19 protein-coding genes are annotated in these 18,765 nt (G+C 32.6%); 15 read left to right on the top strand and 4 right to left on the bottom strand.

The features are described from left to right. Nucleotides 1–76 precede the first annotated feature (76 nt). The 8 genes from BLP60_RS05455 to BLP60_RS05420 are packed head-to-tail and all read left to right on the top strand — an operon-like array spanning nucleotide 77 to nucleotide 10,204. Nucleotides 77–1,867, top strand: coding sequence for an amino acid ABC transporter permease (locus BLP60_RS05455; protein ID WP_092064645.1), 1,791 nt, complete (start codon nucleotides 77–79; stop codon nucleotides 1,865–1,867). Between the two features lie 7 nt (nucleotides 1,868–1,874). Beyond that, nucleotides 1,875–2,969 (top strand): glycosyltransferase, encoded by a 1,095-nt coding sequence (locus tag BLP60_RS05450; RefSeq protein ID WP_092064642.1) that lies wholly within the window; start codon nucleotides 1,875–1,877, stop codon nucleotides 2,967–2,969. A 20-nt stretch (nucleotides 2,970–2,989) separates the two neighbouring features. Next, on the top strand, nucleotides 2,990–4,045 hold the full coding sequence (locus BLP60_RS05445) for a glycosyltransferase (protein ID WP_092064639.1): 1,056 nt from the start codon (nucleotides 2,990–2,992) through the stop codon (nucleotides 4,043–4,045). Beyond that, entirely contained in the window at nucleotides 4,011–5,201 is a 1,191-nt protein-coding gene (locus BLP60_RS05440) for an O-antigen ligase family protein (RefSeq protein ID WP_092064636.1), read from the top strand. The genes BLP60_RS05445 and BLP60_RS05440 overlap by 35 nt, the downstream gene beginning before the upstream one ends. Continuing rightward, nucleotides 5,191–6,342, top strand: coding sequence for a glycosyltransferase family 4 protein (locus BLP60_RS05435; RefSeq protein WP_092064633.1), 1,152 nt, complete (start codon nucleotides 5,191–5,193; stop codon nucleotides 6,340–6,342). The genes BLP60_RS05440 and BLP60_RS05435 overlap by 11 nt, the downstream gene beginning before the upstream one ends. Then, nucleotides 6,333–7,397 (top strand): glycosyltransferase family 4 protein, encoded by a 1,065-nt coding sequence (locus BLP60_RS05430; RefSeq protein ID WP_092064630.1) that lies wholly within the window; start codon nucleotides 6,333–6,335, stop codon nucleotides 7,395–7,397. The genes BLP60_RS05435 and BLP60_RS05430 overlap by 10 nt, the downstream gene beginning before the upstream one ends. After that, nucleotides 7,388–8,407, top strand: coding sequence for a polysaccharide deacetylase family protein (locus BLP60_RS05425; RefSeq protein WP_092064627.1), 1,020 nt, complete (start codon nucleotides 7,388–7,390; stop codon nucleotides 8,405–8,407). The genes BLP60_RS05430 and BLP60_RS05425 overlap by 10 nt, the downstream gene beginning before the upstream one ends. A 36-nt stretch (nucleotides 8,408–8,443) precedes the next feature. Further along, nucleotides 8,444–10,204, top strand: a complete 1,761-nt coding sequence (locus tag BLP60_RS05420) for an ABC transporter ATP-binding protein (protein ID WP_092064624.1) — start codon at nucleotides 8,444–8,446, stop codon at nucleotides 10,202–10,204. Between the two features lie 23 nt (nucleotides 10,205–10,227). Here the strand turns inward: BLP60_RS05420 and hemC are convergent, their stop codons facing one another. Genes hemC through BLP60_RS05405 form a run of 3 tightly spaced genes read right to left on the bottom strand, consistent with a single transcriptional unit; the run spans nucleotide 10,228 to nucleotide 12,083 of the window. After that, nucleotides 10,228–11,157, bottom strand: coding sequence for a hydroxymethylbilane synthase (gene hemC / locus BLP60_RS05415; protein ID WP_092064914.1), 930 nt, complete (start codon nucleotides 11,155–11,157; stop codon nucleotides 10,228–10,230). 47 nt (nucleotides 11,158–11,204) lie between these two features. Then, complete coding sequence (locus BLP60_RS05410) at nucleotides 11,205–11,456, bottom strand: FmdB family zinc ribbon protein (protein WP_092064621.1); 252 nt, start codon at nucleotides 11,454–11,456, stop codon at nucleotides 11,205–11,207. Next, entirely contained in the window at nucleotides 11,457–12,083 is a 627-nt protein-coding gene (locus tag BLP60_RS05405) for a D-sedoheptulose 7-phosphate isomerase (RefSeq protein ID WP_092064618.1), read from the bottom strand. It abuts the gene before it with no gap. A gap of 322 nt (nucleotides 12,084–12,405) precedes the next feature. On the opposite strand from BLP60_RS05405, the gene BLP60_RS05400 reads away from it, so the two are divergent. From BLP60_RS05400 to BLP60_RS05370, 7 genes are all read left to right on the top strand, one after another. Next, entirely contained in the window at nucleotides 12,406–13,554 is a 1,149-nt protein-coding gene (locus BLP60_RS05400) for an ABC transporter substrate-binding protein (protein WP_092064911.1), read from the top strand. An 80-nt stretch (nucleotides 13,555–13,634) separates the two neighbouring features. Continuing rightward, nucleotides 13,635–14,561, top strand: coding sequence for a branched-chain amino acid ABC transporter permease (locus BLP60_RS05395; RefSeq protein WP_234970958.1), 927 nt, complete (start codon nucleotides 13,635–13,637; stop codon nucleotides 14,559–14,561). Nucleotides 14,562–14,580: 19 nt separating this feature from the next. Next, nucleotides 14,581–15,594: a branched-chain amino acid ABC transporter permease gene (locus tag BLP60_RS05390; RefSeq protein WP_092064615.1), complete on the top strand. Its 1,014-nt coding sequence runs from the start codon at nucleotides 14,581–14,583 to the stop codon at nucleotides 15,592–15,594. Nucleotides 15,595–15,603: 9 nt separating this feature from the next. After that, nucleotides 15,604–16,371: an ABC transporter ATP-binding protein gene (locus BLP60_RS05385; protein WP_092064612.1), complete on the top strand. Its 768-nt coding sequence runs from the start codon at nucleotides 15,604–15,606 to the stop codon at nucleotides 16,369–16,371. Continuing rightward, nucleotides 16,371–17,099, top strand: coding sequence for an ABC transporter ATP-binding protein (locus BLP60_RS05380; RefSeq protein WP_092064609.1), 729 nt, complete (start codon nucleotides 16,371–16,373; stop codon nucleotides 17,097–17,099). The genes BLP60_RS05385 and BLP60_RS05380 overlap by 1 nt, the downstream gene beginning before the upstream one ends. Continuing rightward, on the top strand, nucleotides 17,099–17,656 hold the full coding sequence (gene thrB / locus BLP60_RS05375; RefSeq protein ID WP_092064606.1) for a homoserine kinase: 558 nt from the start codon (nucleotides 17,099–17,101) through the stop codon (nucleotides 17,654–17,656). The genes BLP60_RS05380 and thrB overlap by 1 nt, the downstream gene beginning before the upstream one ends. Then, nucleotides 17,623–18,228 (top strand): hypothetical protein, encoded by a 606-nt coding sequence (locus BLP60_RS05370; protein WP_092064603.1) that lies wholly within the window; start codon nucleotides 17,623–17,625, stop codon nucleotides 18,226–18,228. Before thrB ends, BLP60_RS05370 begins: the two co-directional genes overlap by 34 nt. Before the next feature lie 108 nt (nucleotides 18,229–18,336). Here BLP60_RS05370 and BLP60_RS10580 read toward each other — a convergent pair. After that, on the bottom strand, nucleotides 18,337–18,765 hold a 429-nt coding region (locus BLP60_RS10580), incomplete at its 5' end, for a hypothetical protein (RefSeq protein WP_159427691.1).

Raw genomic sequence — 18,765 nt, 5'->3', positions numbered from 1 at the left:
TTCAAAGGGTCTAGGGATACCTAGGCCCTTTTTTATTTTTTTATATTTACATACATTTCTAACAGTGGAAAATATTATGTGGAGATATGTTTTAGAAAAAAATTGGACTCAAAATCTTATTCTAATCTTCTTTGGCCTTATAATGGTCTATTATTGGGGTTTTGTCTTTGATTTTGGCTATAAGTTTGATTGGTCTGTTCTATATACAGTCAATGAAACTTATGGAGAAAATCTGGGCTTTTACTTAATTAAAGGCCTAAAACTTACTGTTGAAATTTCTTTATGGAGTTCTGCCTTTGCTTTATTGTTAGGAGTTGTTTTTGGGTTAGGGCGGCTCTCTTCTTTCAAACCCTATTATTATTTTTCCACAGTTTATGTGGAATTTTTTCGTAATACCCCTTTATTGGTTCAACTCTTTTTCTGGTATTTTGCCCTACCCCAAGGATTACCTGAAAGTTGGCGTCAATTTCTATTCTCTCAAAACTACGAATTTTTAAGTGCTACGTTAGGTCTTTCAATTTATACTGGCGCATTTATGGCAGAAATCATCCGGGCAGGTATTCAATCTATTCCTAAAGGACTCTTAGAGGCTGCGTACTCCTCTGGACTTTCTTATTTTCAAATTTTAAGAAAAATTATCTTACCTTTAGCCTTTAGAGCCATTATCCCTCCTTTAGGGAGCGAATTTCTAAATAACATGAAAAACTCATCTTTAGCTATGGTAGTAGGAGTTCCTGAACTCTGCTGGCAATCCCAACAAATAGAATCTCTTACCTTTAGAGGTTTTGAAGCTACTACCGCAGCTACCTTTATTTATCTTTCACTATCTCTAACTATATCTGGTATCCTAAATCTAATAAATGCCAAACTCCAAATAATACCTAAAGAAAAAAGAACTTGGCAACATAAACTGGCTTATACAATATTCTCTCCCTTTGACTTTATCTTTCAGTTATTAAACTGGATAGGTCAATTATTTTCCTCTAAGAAAAACAGGTTATCTCCCCAAGCAAGCAAAACTAAATTGGAACTACTCTGGTACAATTTGTGGTTGTGGACAAAAAAAATTACAAGCTTCTGTCTTAAAACCGTATTTATACTGGCTCTATCATTTTTGCTTTATAAAGCAATTATGGGAATTTTCCATCTCAACTGGACAATAATAGAAAAAAATATACGTTACCTTTTAATTTGGAGATTTCCTAGCAATGAACCAGGAGATTTCTTTTGGGGGCTTGGAGGACTTGCTTTTTCTATTTTAATGGCTGTAATCGCAATTAGTGTAAGTTTTTTTATAGGACTTATTGTAGGTATTGCAAGAACTAGCAAATATCGGCTCTTCCGTATTCCAGCATTACTCTATATAGAATTAATTAGAGGAAACCCTTTAATCATGGTAATCTTCTGGGTTTACTTTTTTGTGCCTATATTTACTAAAGTATATATCAATGTCTTTTGGAGCGCTACCATTGCCCTAACTATTTTTACAGGAGCCTATTTAGCTGAAATAGTTCGCGGCGGAATACAAAACTTACCTCTAGGGCAGTTTGAAGCAGCCTACAGCACAGGACTTAATTATTTTCAAACAATGAGAAAAATAGTTTTGCCTCAAGCTCTAAAGCAGATGATCCCGGCTATTGTAGGACAGTTTATAGCAATTTTTAAAGATACTTCTTTAGCCTATGTAATAGGGGTATTAGAACTTACCTTTGTGGCTCAAAGTTTAAATAATAGACTTATGATCTATCCATTTGAAATTTATACAACTGTAGCTTTTCTTTATTTTATTTGTTGCTATCTTATGAGTATTGTTGCTGCTAAATTAGAAAATAGGCTCAAAACTGATACGTTTAGGCTCCAAATGTGATTAATATATGTCCCAAAAACCTATTCTATTCAGAGTCACAAATAATCTAGGCATTGGGGGGATTCAAAGAAGATTACGATCCCTCCTGCCAAAATTGCTTCCATGGTATGAAGTACATATTGTAACTTATAAAGCCAAAGGAATTTTCTTTAACGAATTACAAAAACAAGGTGTCCATTGTCATTTTATCCCCTTAAAAGGAAAATGGGATCCTATTGGCATTATAAAATTAGCTAAACTGTTTAAAAAATATAACGCAGATATCGTTCACACACATTCTTTAGGAGGAAATATCTCTGGGATCTTAGCTGCAACTATAGCTAAAGTCCCTGTAAAAATAGCCCAAGTGCATTTAAGTTCACTCCACTGGTACGCAAAAAATAAAATACATAGGAAAAAACAAATTATTGAAGAAAATATTGTCCATCTTTTATTTACAAATAAAATTCTATTTGTCTCCAAAGAGTCTCAAAACTATTTTCTAAACCATACTAGGGGATTAAAACACAAAGTTTTTTTATTACATAATGGACTAGAACTACCAAAAAACAGTATTTCTATAGCACCAGAACTTTCAAAACTTAAGAAAAAAGTTGTAGGTTTTGTAGGAAGAATAGCTAAAGGAAAAGGATTAGATTACTTTTTAGAATTTGCTGTAGAGGTTTTAAAGCAAAGTGACGACTTTGTCTTTGTTATCGTAGGTCCAGGCGAAGTTGAAAAATGGAAAGCAAAAATTCCTAAGTGGGCAAAAAATGACATCTTATTTCTAGGAGAAAAAAAAGATATTTATAAGTACTATAAAGGACTAGATATTTTATTGTTTACCTCTGAACCTAAAATTGAAGGAATGCCAGGTGTAGTTTTAGAAGCAGCCTGCTTAGGAATTCCCATATTAGCAAGAAAATCAGAGGTATTAAGGGAAATCCAAGAATATTACCCTAACCTCAAATTTATTGACGAACATGTTAGTAAAGCAGAAATGCTCTACAAAACTCTCGCCTTAAAACCAGCAGACACCTCAAGAATTAAGGAACATTTCTCAATAGATGCAATGTTAAAAAGAACTATACAATTATATCAAGAATTAATGGGCAAAATTTAATTTTTTATCATCTGTCAACCATGCAAATAGCATTTGTTAATTCTACTCATAAGTGGGGAGGAGTAAAAACTTGGACTTTAGATGTTGCTCTAGCCCTAAAAAAATATGCCAAAACTAATTGCATTATTTTAGGTCGCAAAGGCCCTTTTTTAGACAAGGCTCAAGAACTTTCTCTAAGAACTTATGAAATAAAATTTGGCCCAGATTATAATCCTATAACCATTGCAAAATTTATAACTATCTTTAAAAAGGAAAATATACACTATGTTATAGTGAATGTAGGCAAGGACATGCGTACTGCAGGAGTGGCAGCTAAAATACTCAATATCCCTGTTATCCATAGAGTAGGATTGCCTGGAGATATGAAAAACAAAATAGATGTAAGGTTAATGCACAAATGGATAAAGCCAAAAATTCTAGTGCCTTGCGAATATATCAAACAAGGTTTATTAAAAAATTTACCTTTTCTTCAATCCAATGAAATAAAAGTTATTCTAACAGGCAAAGAACCTTCACCCACCCCTCCTCAAAAAGTCCATACCCCATTACAATTTATATCAACTAGTCAATTAAACCCAGATAAAGGCCACAAAGATATATTATTTGCTCTTTGTAAATTAAAACAACAAGGATATGACTTTCACTATCATATAGTTGGCACTGGTAAAAGCGAACAAGAGCTAAAACAACTAGCATCTCAATTACAGTTAAATGATAAAATAACATGGCATGGATTCCAAAAAAATGTGCGCAACTTGTTAAAAAAAGCAGATGTCTTTATTTTAGCCTCATATAGTGAAGGCTTGCCAAACAGTCTTTTAGAAGCTATGGCAGAAGGTCTCATTCCTGTTGCAAGGAATGTAGGAGGGGTTAAAGAAATATCTCCATCCCATACTTTTTTATGGGAAGAGGAAAATCTTTTTTTATCAATACTAGAGGATTTACTAAATACCCAAGAATACAAACTATTAAAATTAAAAAAAGAAATTTGGTCTTTTTTTCAGAAAAAATTTAATTTATTGCAAAAAAGTTTAGAATTAAATGATATATTATATAAAATCAATAGCAAAAAATAGCTTCGAAAGTCTAATTCAAAATAAAGATATAGCTTTTTGTTTACTATTTTTTTCTTTTTTATTTTTTCTGCCAGTCAAGGTAGATATATATAATGGAGTAGGGATCTTATATATTTTTATTCTTTTAACAAAGAAAAAAATATACTTATATAATTTATATGATGAATTTATTTTTATTATTATAGGTTTATGGATAATATCTTTTATAAGTTCACTATATAATAACTTAGCAACGAACACAACTTTTGATATTTTAACAGCAATATTCCCTTATCTATTTGCAAAATTTTTAAAATATGAAAATATAAATAAATATTTACTGTCTTTCATAATTATTTTGCTACTAGTTTGTATAATTTGCTTTTTTAAAAGATTCGGCCATACTAATTTTAACCTAGTATCAGCTTTATTTTTTAAAAATATCTCAAGAAGTTCTTTATTCTTAGCCTGTGGAATATTAATATCTTTATTTCTCAGCTTGAAACAAGAAAAAATACTTTTAAAATATATTTTTCTAACTATTAGTCTCTTTTTTATTCCTTTTATCTTTTCTCTACAGGAATTAACAAGTTTAGCTGCAGTAGTTTTATGTGTGTGTATTTTACTATTTAAAATGACATCTAAGCGCTATACTATCTTAATAATTTTATTTGCCTCGATCGTTCTCGTCTTATTTACTAATAATAAGTTCAAAACTCTATCCAATAAACCTCTCAGCCATGTTACTGTCAACCACAGATATAATATGTGGATAGCGGCGATAAATATGTTCAAAGAGAAACCTTTATTGGGACAAGGATACAAATCTTTTAAAAAGAAATACACATATTACCTAGATAAAAAAAATATGCACTATGATCCATCAATTATAAATGGAGGATATCAAGATGCTCATAATATTACCTTACATTTATTAGCAGAAACTGGCATATTGGGCGCTCTACTAATTACATTAATGTTTATTTATATTTTCTACATAGGTATATGGAAATTTTCTACTAACTGTATGCTATTTATTTCATCACTTTGCATTCTCTTAATATATCTCAATATGCAATTGCATGTCCATTTAGATGTTAATAGTGTTAGAGCTCTTCTTTTCTTTTTTATAGGATTATTTAAAAATAGTCTCTCACATATTCAAAATGATCATTAGATATTTTGCAAAAACTCATATCCCTTCTTATAGTGCTAATTCTATTCAAGTAGTAAATATGATTATATCTTTATCCAAGCAAGTCGAAAAAGTATTTCTCTATATTCCTTTTAAACCTAAAAGACTATTGCTCAGTAGCCTTAAAACAATCTTTTTTCGATATGGAGTGAAATATCCTAAAAATTTAAAAATTTCTTTTTTAAAAAAAGATAAAAATTTTCTATTTGAAGAATCTGCTATTAATTATATAAATAAAAAACTACAAAATAGCACCGATCTTTTTTTTACAAGAAATATCTTTATAGCCTATTTTTTAACCCAAAAAAACAAAAAAGTCATTTATGAATCTCATGAGTTCTCAAAAGATAAACAATTTAAAAACTTTAAAAGTTTTATAGAATCAATCAATAAACACAAATATAGTAAAATTATTGCAATATCTAACTCTATATCACAAAAATATCAAAAAAATGGTCTTATGCAACAAAAAATTAAAGTTTTTCCTGATGGAATCAATGAAGACTTCTTCAAAAAAAAGAATAAAAAGACAAAAGAAAAATATCTTTCTAGATTATTTAAAAATAAAGGGATATATAACCAAAAAATTGTTTTGTACACAGGATCTTTAAAAAAGGAAAAAGGCGTCTATTTTCTTTTGAAAATAGCTCAAAAACTACCTCATATAAATTTTATAATTGTTGGAGGAAGGCCTAAAGAGATAGAAGAGATTAAAAAAGATATTAATAGTTACAAAAATATTTATATACATCCCTATATTAAGTATAAAAATATACCTGTTTTGCTTCAAGAAGCAGATATTTTAGTTATGCCTTATCTAAAAAAAGGGAGTTTAATTGATTCAATGTCTCCCTTAAAAATGTTTGAATACTTAGCTAGTGGCAAACCAATTTTAGCTTCAAAATTGCCAGTAATAGAAGAAATATTGCAAGACAATTACAATTCCTTTTTATTTGAACCTGAAAACATAGATAGTTTTATAAAAAGTCTAAAAAAAATATTTTCCTTATCTATTGAAGACCTTAAGTATATCTCTAACAATGCTCTTCAAACTGCAAAACAACATACCTGGGATAAAAGAGTAAAAAATATTCTAAATTGGTATCATAAAACATGCGTATAGTATTTTTCTCTTCATCTAGTACTAGTAGCGGAGGAACAAGGCAGGCTCTTTATACCCTTCAAGAATTGACTAAACTTGGTCATAAGACAGCTTTTGTAGTTCCTAAGAACTCTACTATCATTAACAAATGTCCAAATACTAATTGGATAGAACTTCCCAATAATATCCAACAGTGGAAAGATTTTTTCTTTAATTTTATCTATAACTATAAACCGTCAATAATCCATGCTTACCATAACAAGGCAATCAAAAAAATAGCCTGGTGGAGTCTTTTTTTTAAAACTAAAAAAATTGCTATCCTAGCCCATAGGGGAGTTGTATTTAGACCTACAAATCCTTTACCCTATTGGTCCTGGGGTATTGATTGTTTTACAGCTAATTCCCAAGCTTGTGCTCAAAAAATACATCAAATTGGTGTTCCAAGACAAAAAATAGAAGTCGTGTATAACTGTCTACCTCCTAATCGCACCTTACCAACCATTGATAAAAAAAGCATTTTGCAACAACTCCATATTAATCCCCAAGAAGTAGTAATTGGTACCATCTCAGGCAACTCTCCTATTAAAGGAGTAAATATCTTTCTAAGAGCTATATCTAAATTAAAGGATTTATCTTTCAAAGTTTTAATCTTGGGTGCTAATAAAGAGAAGTGGATAGATTTAGTTCAACAACTTAAAATCGAACACCTCGTACATTTCTTAGGACATCAAGAAAATGTGGCTAACTATCTCCAAATTATGGATATTTTTTGCATACCATCTCTTAGCGAAAGTATTCCCAATACTCTATTAGAAGCTATTGCTTTCAACCTGCCTGTAGTAGCTTCCAAGGTAGGAGGCATACCTGAAATATTAGAAGGGAAAGGGATCCTTGTATCTCCAGGTAGAAGCGATGAGTTAGCCCAAGGTTTAAAAAAGCTCTATTTAAACAAAAAACTTAGAAATATCTTAGGAGAAAAGCTGGGAAATTTAAGAAAAAATTTTCTACCTCAGACCAAAGCAAAACAATTAGAAACTTTATATCAAAAACTTCTTAGGAAAAAACTATGTTTTTAACATGGCGAAACATCCCAATCCTATGTTATCATGACATGGGTACTCCTCAGGGCCACAGTCTTGATTTATTTGAAAAACATCTTCAAACCATAATCGATTTAGGATTTAAGACTATCTCTGGCCATGAACTATACAAAATAGTAACAAATAAAAAAAAATTAGACGACAAATATATCGTACTCACTTTTGACGACTGTCATGTAAGTAATTGGCTATTTACCATTCCCCTCTTAAAAAAATATAAAATGAAAGGGATATTTTTTGCTATCACAGACTTTATCTGGGAAGGAAAGATACGCACTACTTCTGATATTAAATCACTCGACAAATTAGCAAATGCCTTTAGAAGAGCTTTAAATAAAAAAGATTATACCCAATTTATGAATTTACAGGAAATAAAAGCTACTATAGAGGACCATAACATGGAAGTCTATTCTCATTCTTCTGTGCATGCTGGTTGTTTTCGTTGCTTGAAACAAGAAGGAACTATAAAAGATAGAGCTCACTGGGCTGTTAATAGTATATATAAAAATATTTACCCTAATCTACCTGTGTTTCCTATTGGAAGTGCTTATGCTTATAATGGTTTTTGGCCTGTTCCAAACGACTCACTTCCAATCAATTCTCAAAATACCTTTGAAATAAATAAAATAAAATTTATCCAACGTACAGATGAAGAACGCTATAAATTTTGTCTTCAAGATTTTAAACGTTCATATCAAAAGATAAAACAAATCAATAAACAAAATCTTCAGTTGTTTTGTTGGCCCTGGGGGCATTTTGATAACTTAAGTCTTAAGGCTCTAAAAATGGCTGGATTTAATGGAGCGTTTTCATTAGAACGATTTTATAATGGACCAGGGACAAATCCTTTTAAATTACATAGGATTGGCATAGGTAGAAAAAAAGATCAAAAATGGTTAAAAACAAGATTGCTTATGCATACCTCTAGACTAGGAGCTAGCATTTTTTTTAAATTTTTTAGAAAGAAAAAAGAAACCGTTTTATAAACTTAATCCTAACTTTAAAGAAGGAATAAACCTAAAATGAAACTTCAATCTGATTGGAAAAATATCAATAGTTTAAAGTTACTTAAACGGTGTCTAAGTTATTTTGCACCATATAAATTTCGTATATTTATATCTCTTATCTCCATGGCAATTGTAGCTGGTTGTTCTGCTGCCGCGGCTTTTTTAGTAAAACCTGCTTTAGATGATATTTTCATAAAAAAAGATAAGGACGCTTTAATATTTATTCCCATTGCCCTTGTAGTTGTGTTTATCTTAAAAGGTATTTTTAGATTTCTACAAAATTATGAAATGAATTATTGTGGCCTTAAGGTATTGGAGAAGTTAAGAAATGAATTACATGCTAAAATAATTCGCCTTCCTATTTACTTCTTTGATGAAAACCAAACAGGGATGCTAATGTCTCGAATCCTAAGTGATGTAACTCTCATTCGTTCTAGTCTTCCTAGTCTAGTAATGTTAATTCGCCAAGTTCTTACTATGATTGGGCTTTTATTTGTAGTCTTCTATAGAGACCCATACCTTGCAACCATGGCAGTATTGGTACTTCCTATAGCAGTATATCCTTTTATTTACTTTGGTAAAAAATTACGTAAATTAGGACGCAAAAACCAAGTAAAAATATCTGACATCTCGTCTTTTTTGCAAGAAGTTTTTAGTGGAATTAAAGTTGTTAAGGCCTTTGCTACAGAGGACAAAGAAGATAAAAACTTCCAAAAAGAAAACTCTCGACTTGTAAATATTGCTGTTAAAGAAATTAAATACAATGAGCTATCCTCTCCTGTAATGGAATTTATTGGAGCTTTAGGAGCTGGGTTAGTTGTTTGGTATGGAGGGAATCAAGTCATTGCAGGGCATTCTACTCCTGGGACCTTTTTTTCCTTTATGACAGCTTTAGTCATGCTTTATGATCCTTTAAAAAAGCTTACCAGTGCTAACTTAAATATTCAAAAAGCATTAGCAGGAGCAGAAAGAGTATTCCAAATATTAGACTCGCCTGAGTTAAGCATAGAACAATCTGGCAATAAAACTTTAAAACCACCTTTTAAGACTCTGATCTTTAAAGATGTATCTTTTACTTATCCTGGCACATCTTGTCCTGCTGTAAAAAATATCAATCTTACTATTAATAACGGAGAAAAAGTTGCCATTGTTGGACCAAGTGGAGCAGGAAAAACCACACTTGTTAATTTAATTCCTAGATTTTATCTATACGATTCAGGGCGTATTTACATCAATGGGGAGCCCATTGAAAACTATTCTTTAGCAAGTTTACGCATGTTTATGGGAATTGTAGCCCAAGACAACTTTTTGTTTAACACAACTATATTTGAAAATATATGCTATGGTCTAAAAAACGCAGACAAAAAGAAAGTAATCGCAGCAGCAAAAGCTGCCTATGCCCATGATTTTATCATGCAACTACCTAATCAATACAATACTATCATTGGAGAAAGGGGCGTTAAACTCTCTGGGGGGCAAAAACAACGCCTCACCATAGCAAGAGCTATATTAAAAAATCCTCCTCTCTTAATTTTAGATGAAGCAACTAGTGCCTTGGATACAGAATCAGAACGCATAGTTCAACAAGCATTAGATAATTTGATGCAACATAGAACAAGTATTGTCATCGCCCATAGATTATCTACTATTCTAAGCTCTGATAAAATTGTAGTAATGGATAAAGGTAAGATAATTGCCATTGGCAAACATGAAGAGTTATTAAAAAAATGCACCTTATATCAAAAAATATATGAAATGCAATTTGCAGAAGAGTAATATATCAAGAAATCTTCCAAAAATTATTCTGTATTTTGATAAATTTTATCTAATATTTCTTGTCCACCTTTAGCCAACACTTTCTCTGCTAAAGTTTTGCCCAATATTTCAGCCTGTTGATATTTGCCTTCTACTTCATCTTTAATTATCACGCTACCATCTAATTCTGCAATCAAACCTCGCAACACCAACCTTTTATCTTCCCATATAGAAAAAGCCCCGATAGGTACTTGGCATCCACCTTCTAAACGAATTAAAAAGGCTCTTTCTGCCAAGACTTCATATCTTGTGTAAAAGTCATCTAAAAAGCCTAAAAAAGAATCTAAGTCTTCTCTTTCCTCCAAATATTCTATACCCAAGGCCCCTTGGGCTACTGCAGGAAAAAATTCTGGGGGTACTAAGCCAAACTCATACTTAGCTTTTAAACCAAGTCTTTTTAAACCAGCACCAGCCACTACAATAGCATCAAACTCACCTTCTTTTAATTTCTTCACTCTTGTATCTAAATTTCCTCGCAAAGAAACTACCTTTAAATCTGGCCGTAAATATAAAAGTTGAGCCTGTCGTCTTAAACTAGACGTCCCTACTCGGGCTCCCTTAGGTAAAGACATTAGGTCTGGATACTTTTGGGAAAGTAAAATATCTGTATTTATTTCTCGCCTTGGTATTATGCCTATTTTTAACCCTTCTGGTAGTTCTGTAGGAACATCTTTCATTGAATGTACAGCAATATCAGCTCTACCATCTAACAGAGCTTCTTCTATCTCTTTTACAAAAAGCCCTTTTCCTCCGACTTGAGCTAAAGGAACATCTAAAATTTTATCGCCAGTAGTTTTAATTTTAATAAGTTCTACTTCCAAGCCAGGATATCTTGTTTTTAAACATTTGGCTATATATTCTGCCTGCCACAATGCTAATTTACTTCCTCTAGTAGCTATCCGTATTTTCTTTATCATTTTTAAACTCTATTTGTCCTTTTCAATTCAAAAATTATGCTTACTTAAAGCCCACATGTAGAACAGTTGCCACCACTACATCCAGCACAAGAAGATTTACTACCACTACTAGTACCAGCAGCAGACTTAGATGAATCTAACACTATGGGGCCACCTGTTTTGAATCTACAGGCAGACATAAGTTTATTTACTTCTTTTGAATGGCACTTAGGGCAAAATACTTCTGAATCTTCTTTTAAAACCAATTCCTCAAATTCTTCACCACACTTTTGACAGACAAACTCATAAATAGGCATTTAAAAATCCTCCCTGTCATCAATATATTTTTCTAAAGCTTCTCCATCTTCAAATAAAAAATAATCTATTAACTCACATAAAATATGACCAATTGCAATATGGACTTCTTGAATAATAGGAGTCTTTTCTGAAGGTACCAAAAAAAGATAATCGCAGTGATCTTGCATCAAACTTGGTTTAGCACCACAAAAACCAACTGTAATCATTTCTCTTTCTCTTGCTACTGCTAAGGCTGCCAAAACATTTGCACTCTTTCCAGAAGTAGATATGCCAAACAAAAAATCTCCCCCCAAACCTAATGCCTTAACTTGTTTTACAAAAACATCAGCAAATGAATAGTCATTGCCTATAGCAGTCAATATAGAAGAATCTGTAGTAAGGGCAATTGCAGGTAAAGGAGGCCTTTCCATCTTGTACCTATTGACAAATTCTGCAGCTATATGTTGAGCATCTGCAGCACTGCCACCATTTCCACATAAAAGAATTTTTGAACCACACGTTAACCCTGCAGCTACTTTTTTGGCAACCTCTACGACTATATCTTTATGAGTTTCCCAAAAATTACGCCTAACCTCTAGGCCTTCTAAAAAATGTTGTTCTCCTCGCTTATACGCTTCTTTATCCATATTAGGCCTCCAGGGAACAAATATTACCCCTTAACATATCAACACCTTATCCTTAATGCTTTTGATAGTTTTGGCAAGTTTTTCGCTGCATAGCTAAACTAAAGAATTAAAATATAAGTAAATCATTTTTAACAAAAATTTTATATCCTACCAGCTAAAAAAATCTTTACTATTCCTACTTTTTCAGTTTATAAGACCCCCCTATAAAATCTACAATTTTGTAATTCTCATGAAACCCCATCTATACCAATTAGTTATGGGGGAGGCGTAAATCAAAAACTTTATTAAAGGAGGGGTGATTGTGAAAAAATTTTTTTGGTGGATGTTAAATGTTATTTTTATTTTAGGAATAGTGTCTTTAGCCTATGCAGGCAATACAATAAAAATAGGCTTTAACATTCCTTTAACAGGAGACATTCCCAAAGTGGGAGAGGCTTCAAAATATGCAGCAGAAATGCTCAAAGAGGATATTAACTCTAAAGGCGGTTTAAAAGTAGGAGACAAACAGTATAAATTAGAATTTATTTATGAAGACAATGAGTCCAAGGCTGAATCTGCTGTGAGCGCAGCACTAAAACTTATAGAAAGGGATCAAGTGTTGGCCATTATTGGTCCTAATTCTAGTAAACAAGCAATTCCTGCAGGACAAATTTGTAATGACAATAGAACTCCAATGATTTCTCCCTGGTCTACTAACCCTGATACCACAAAAGATCGTCCTTGGGTGTTCCGTGCGGCATTCTTAGATCCATTCCAAGGTCCAGTAGCTGTGAATTTTGCCTCTAAAAAATTTGGAGCTAAAAAAGCCGCTGTTATGTTTGCTCTAGATAATGACTATTCAAAGGGGCTAGCAGAAATATTTAAAACAGAATGGGAGAAAAAACACGGTCCTGGTTCTGTTGTAGCTTTTGAAACCTATGCTAGCAAAGACCAAGATTTTAGCGCCCAATTAACAAAAATTATCTCTGCTAAACCTGATTTTATTTTCTTACCTGACAACTATAATGAAGTGGCTTTAATTGTAAAACAAGCCCATGACCTGGGATGGAAAGGTCCTTTTATGGGTTCTGATGCATGGGGATCTGCAGAACTTATGAATTTATGTGGAAAAGATTGTGTAGGACAATATTTCTCTACTCATTATGCAGCAGCTGGAGCTACTGGAGCTACAAAAGAGTTTATTGATAGATATAAAGCAAAATATGGTTATATTCCTGATGATGTTGCAGCCTTAACTTGGGATGCTACAAGACTTGTTTTACAAGCTATCCAAGATGCTGGGCATCTAACTGGAAACGTTAGAAAAGACCGTAAATTGATTCGCGATGCTTTAGCTAGCATTAAAGAATTTGATGGAATAACAGGTAAAATGCGTTTTGACAAACAAGGTGACCCAATTAAATGCGCAGTTATTGTAAGGATAAGCGAAAAGGGAGAATTCGTATTTACTGAGTCAGTATGTCCTAAATAAATAACCTAAGAGGGCAAGTTTTTACTTGCCCTCTTTTTTTTAAACAATAAACCAAGAAATTTTCAAAAGAGGTAAGTTAAGTGCTGGAAAGTATCATTCAAAATATATTCAATGCCTTGCAGTGGGGGAGTTATTATTCGCTAATAGCCTTAGGGTATTGCTTGGTTTATGGAGTTCTACTATTAATTAACTTTGCTCATGGCGATATTTTTATGGTAGGCGCCTATATTGGCTTTTTTATTTCAACTCTCTTTTTGGGGCATTACCACTTTTTTCCTTATGTTCTACCTAAGGGAGTTGTTTTAGCTTTAACAATTCCCTTAACAATGTTTCTAACATCCTGTGTAGGAGTATTTATTGAGCGAGTAGCCTATAGACCACTTAGACGCAAAGGTGCAAATCGTCTTTATGTTGTTATTACAGCACTCATGGCTGGGTTAATTTTAGAAAACGGGAATTTGGCCCTTTTAGGAGCAAGCAGAAAAAAATTCCCAGAACTTTTAGATAAAACAATTTATCACTTTGGCAATATAACTTTAACAAATGTAAAAATTATTGTTATTCTTTCTGCCTTTCTTGTTTTTTGGCTTTTACACTTTATTGTAACTAAGACAAAAATAGGGATGGCAATGCGAGCCATCTCATATGATAGATTCGCAGTGCCGCTTATGGGCATTCCTGTTGATACTATAATTGTTTTTACTTTTATTTTAGGTTCATCTATGGCTGCAATTGCTGGAATCTTATTTGCTATGTCCTACCCTATACTTGATCCTTATATGGGAGCAATGGTAGGCTGGAAAGCATTTATTGCTGCTGTAGTTGGAGGTATTGGGGATATTAGAGGAGCATTTGTAGGAGGGTTTTTACTTGGATTTGTAGAAATTTTAGTAGTAGCGTTTTTCCCTTCTACTTTTAGAGATCTTATCGCTTTTACTATCTTACTGATAATCTTAAGTTTTAAACCAACTGGAATATTTGGAATAGCTAAAACAACAAAAATTTAAAAGGGGTTAAATAAAAATTATGCGTAAATTTACTGTACCTCTTCTAATTACTATCCTTTTTTTTATTCTTGTCGGACTTGCTTATTATGATAAAATAGATCTTTATACCCAATCTGTACTAATGTTTATGGGTATTAATATTATCTTTGGCAGTAGTTTAAATATAGTTAATGGCTATATGGGAGAGTTCTCTTGTGGCCATGCAGGGTTTATGGCTGTAGGAGCATATGTTTCCTCTGTATTAAGTGTTTTATTTTTTGCTCAAGACAGAGTATTTGGGGCTCCTCTTTTGCCGCCTGAGTACGCTATTTATGGGTTTCCTATTATTATAATAATTTCTTTTATTGCTGCTGCCTTAACAGGTCTCTTAGTAGCCTTGCCTTCCTTTAAAACTAGAGGAGACTATTTGGCTATTATTACTATTGCTGCAAATTATATCATCATCTCTACTATTATTAACTTAGATGTCATTGGCGGACCTAGAGGTTTTATGGGGATGAAAAATGTAATCTTTGCTATGGAAGACGTAGTATTTTTGCCCTGGATGCTTATCTGGGTCTATGTTTTTACCATATTAAGTTTATGGGCTATGTATAGGTTTGTTAGTTCTACTTATGGAAAAGGGATTGTTGCTATTCATCAAGATGAAGTGGCAGCTGAAATTATGAGCGTTAATACAAACAAAATGAAACTCGTTGCCTTTATGTTTTCTTCAGGATTAGCAGGAGTATCTGGTGCTTTATTTGCTCATGTATTGGGATATGTAAATCCAAATTCATTTAATATTTTAAAATCCACAGAAGCATTGGTAATGGTCTATTTAGGTGGAATGGGCTCTTTAACTGGCTCCATTTTAGCTGCTATTTCTTTTACTTTTCTATTAGAACTTTTACGACCCTTGCAAATAATAAAATGGGTGGTAATCCCTCTTCTTCTTATTATTCTTATGCAATTTAGACCAGAAGGTATTATGGGAAATAGAGAATTATCAGATATTTTCCCAAAACTTAGAAAGTTTTATCAATTTAAATAGGTGGGAACAATGGCGTTATTGGAAATCAAAGGACTCACACAGTATTTTGGCGGCCTATGTGCGCTTTCTGATTTCAATATTACTCTTCAGAAAGGAGAAATGGTTGGCTTAATAGGGCCCAATGGGGCTGGAAAAACTACTGTTTTTAATTTAGTAAGTGGGTTTTATAAACCTACACAAGGCGAAATCATATTTAATAATAAAAAAATAACAGGACTAAAACCCCATCAAGTTACAAGTTTAGGCATTGCTAGAACTTTTCAAAACATTCGTCTTTGGCATGAAATGAGTGTATTAGATAATATACGAATCGCTCAACACTATAATTTAGGTTACGGATTAAAAGATCTTTTCCTCCGTACAAAACGTTATTTTATAAACGAAAAGAGAATAGAACAAGAAGCAATGCAAATTCTAGAGGTAATGGATTTAAAGAAATATGCTCAGGAAAAACCCAAAAATCTTCCTTATGGAATGCAAAGAAAAGTAGAAATAGCTAGAGCTCTTTCGGTTAAGCCCAAGCTATTGCTTTTAGATGAACCTGCTGCAGGACTGAATTCTGCTGATGTAAAAGATCTAATAAAATTAATAAGATGGATCTATGACGAATTTAAATTAACTATTTGGATGATAGAACATCAAATGACTGTTGTAATGAATTTATGTCAAAGAATTAAGGTCATTGACTTTGGGGCAACTATTGCTGAAGGGACCCCAGAGGAAATCCAAAAAAATCCAGAAGTAATAAAAGCTTACTTAGGAGATGGGACAATATAATGTTATTGGAAGTACAAAATTTAAAAGTTAAATATGGTAGTATTGAGGCACTTCACGGCATTTCCTTTAACGTAAAGGAAGGAGAAATAGTAACCCTTATAGGAGCTAATGGAGCAGGAAAAACTACAACACTTCATACTATAACAAGGGTACCGCCTCCTGAGGGACCAAAAGTATGTGAAGGTGACATCCTTTTTAAAGGTAAGAGTATCTTAAACTTAGAACCTCACGAAGTAGTGCATAAACTACATATAGGCCTTGCTCCAGAGGGACGGCATATTTTTGGAAATCTCACAGTTGAAGAAAACTTAAAACTAGCAACCTATGCCCGCAACGATGACTCAAAAATAAAAGAAGATTATAAGTTAGTATATAGACTATTTCCTCGCCTTTATGAAAGGCGCAAACAACGTAGTGAATCTCTAAGTGGTGGAGAACAACAAATGCTGGCTGTGGGCAGAGCTCTTATGACTGGAGCAAACTTCCTACTTTTAGACGAACCATCCATGGGCCTAGCTCCTCTTCTTATGTATGAAATGTTTAGGGCATTAAAAGAATTAAATCAAAAAGAAGGCATTACTATCCTATTAATAGAACAAAATGCCCTATTAGCCCTACAATTTGCCCATAGAGGATATGTATTGGATACTGGTGAAATTGTACTTTCTGGAACTTCTGAAGAGTTATTAAACAACCCAGAAGTAAAAAAAGCATATTTAGGTGGTTAATGCCTAATAAAGAAAAAATTATTCGTTCTTTCTTTATACAAACACAAAAATGCCTTATCCTTATTGGGATGCCTGGCTCAGGCAAGACTACGTTGGGCAAAGCCATTGCCTCAAAACTTTCTTGGGCTCATGTAGATACTGATTTTATTTTTCAAGCATGGTGGGGTACTGACTTAGAAACTATCTTAAAAACTATTGGACTCGATGGTTTTTTAAAAGCAGAAGAAGAAATAATTCTTAGTCTTAAATTAAATAGATGCATTATTTCCACAGGGGGAAGTGTAGTTTATTCAAAAAAAGGAATGCATTACCTCCAAAAATTAGGATACATTATTTATCTCCACGCCAACCTAAAAACTCTCCAAGACAGAATTGCCAAAAATCCAGAAAGGGGAATGATAATAAAACCAAATCAAAACCTAGAAGACTTATTTAACGAACGTTCTCCCTTATATGAACGATATGCTCACTTTACAATTTCAACAGAAGCACCCTTAAACCAAAATATAAAAGAGATTATAACATGGCTATCACAACAAAAAAACGAAAAATTCTAAAAGTGTTCAATAAACTTCAAGAATTATATAAAGAAATGGAAAACGAATATCAAAAACATGCTAACCTACTAGGTCTTAGTTGTAAAAACTGTGAAGATAATTGTTGTACTAGCTTTTTCCATCATCATACATATATAGAATGGTCATTTTTTTTATATGGACTATCCTTACAACCAGAATCTATCCAACAAAATATCAAAAAAAAAGCAGCTTCTTATGTAGAGCAGATGCAAAAGAGTTTATCTCAAGGAATGTCTCCAAATATCATGTGCCCTGTAAATGATAATGGGCTTTGCATGATGTATGATTATAGATTAATGATTTGTAGACTCCATGGAGTGCCAAATTTTTTTATGCTTCCAAATGGTCAAATTAAAGAATTTCTTGGCTGTTTTAAAAGCCAACAACTTCTAAAAAATAAAAATATTCCTTTTTTAAATCGAACTCCTTTTTACCAAAAACTAGCTGCCTTAGAACAAGAATTTATTGGCAATACCTCTTTACCTAAGGTCAAACTTACTTTAGCTGAAATGATTTTAAACTCACCTCCTAAGAAGTTATTACTCTGTTAATTACACCTATTTCCCTCCTGAACACAAAATTTGTAGATTTTAGAGTTTCCTATATCGTAAAGTTTAAAAAATTCTAATTAGTCAACAGACAAATAGTAAAATAAATATTCACAAATCAGGACCTGCTGGATTTGTAGGATTACTTGGAGAGCTTCCTCCTGTTCCTTGCGCACTTTCTCCAATTCTATTTCCTCCACCGTTTCCTACCATCTGATTATACATCTGTGCGAATTTGTCTAAGTCCAATTCATAGCCTTTACTTAAACTTCCTTTTAAAAAGCTCTCAAACTCTCGGTTCTTAGAAATTGGTATTATTCCATCTCCGTTTATATCCCACTTGCTTAAATCTGGATTCTCTTTTAAAGCCTCTGCTAAAGTCTTTTCTAATTTATTTCCATGAGATAAATTCCATACTACTACATGTTTTGGAACTGCAAATTCTGACCACGCTCCTCCAAATAAAGAATAATGTATCTTTACCAAATCTCCTTTCTTGTTAAATCCGTATTGTGGCTTGCTTTCTGCCTGAGCATTTCC

It is taken from the genome of Desulfonauticus submarinus (assembly GCF_900104045.1).
Classification (GTDB): Bacteria; Desulfobacterota; Desulfovibrionia; order Desulfovibrionales; family Desulfonatronovibrionaceae; genus Desulfonauticus; species Desulfonauticus submarinus.
Note: the sequence above shows the minus strand (reverse complement) of the source record. Positions and strands in the feature narration are given on the sequence as shown.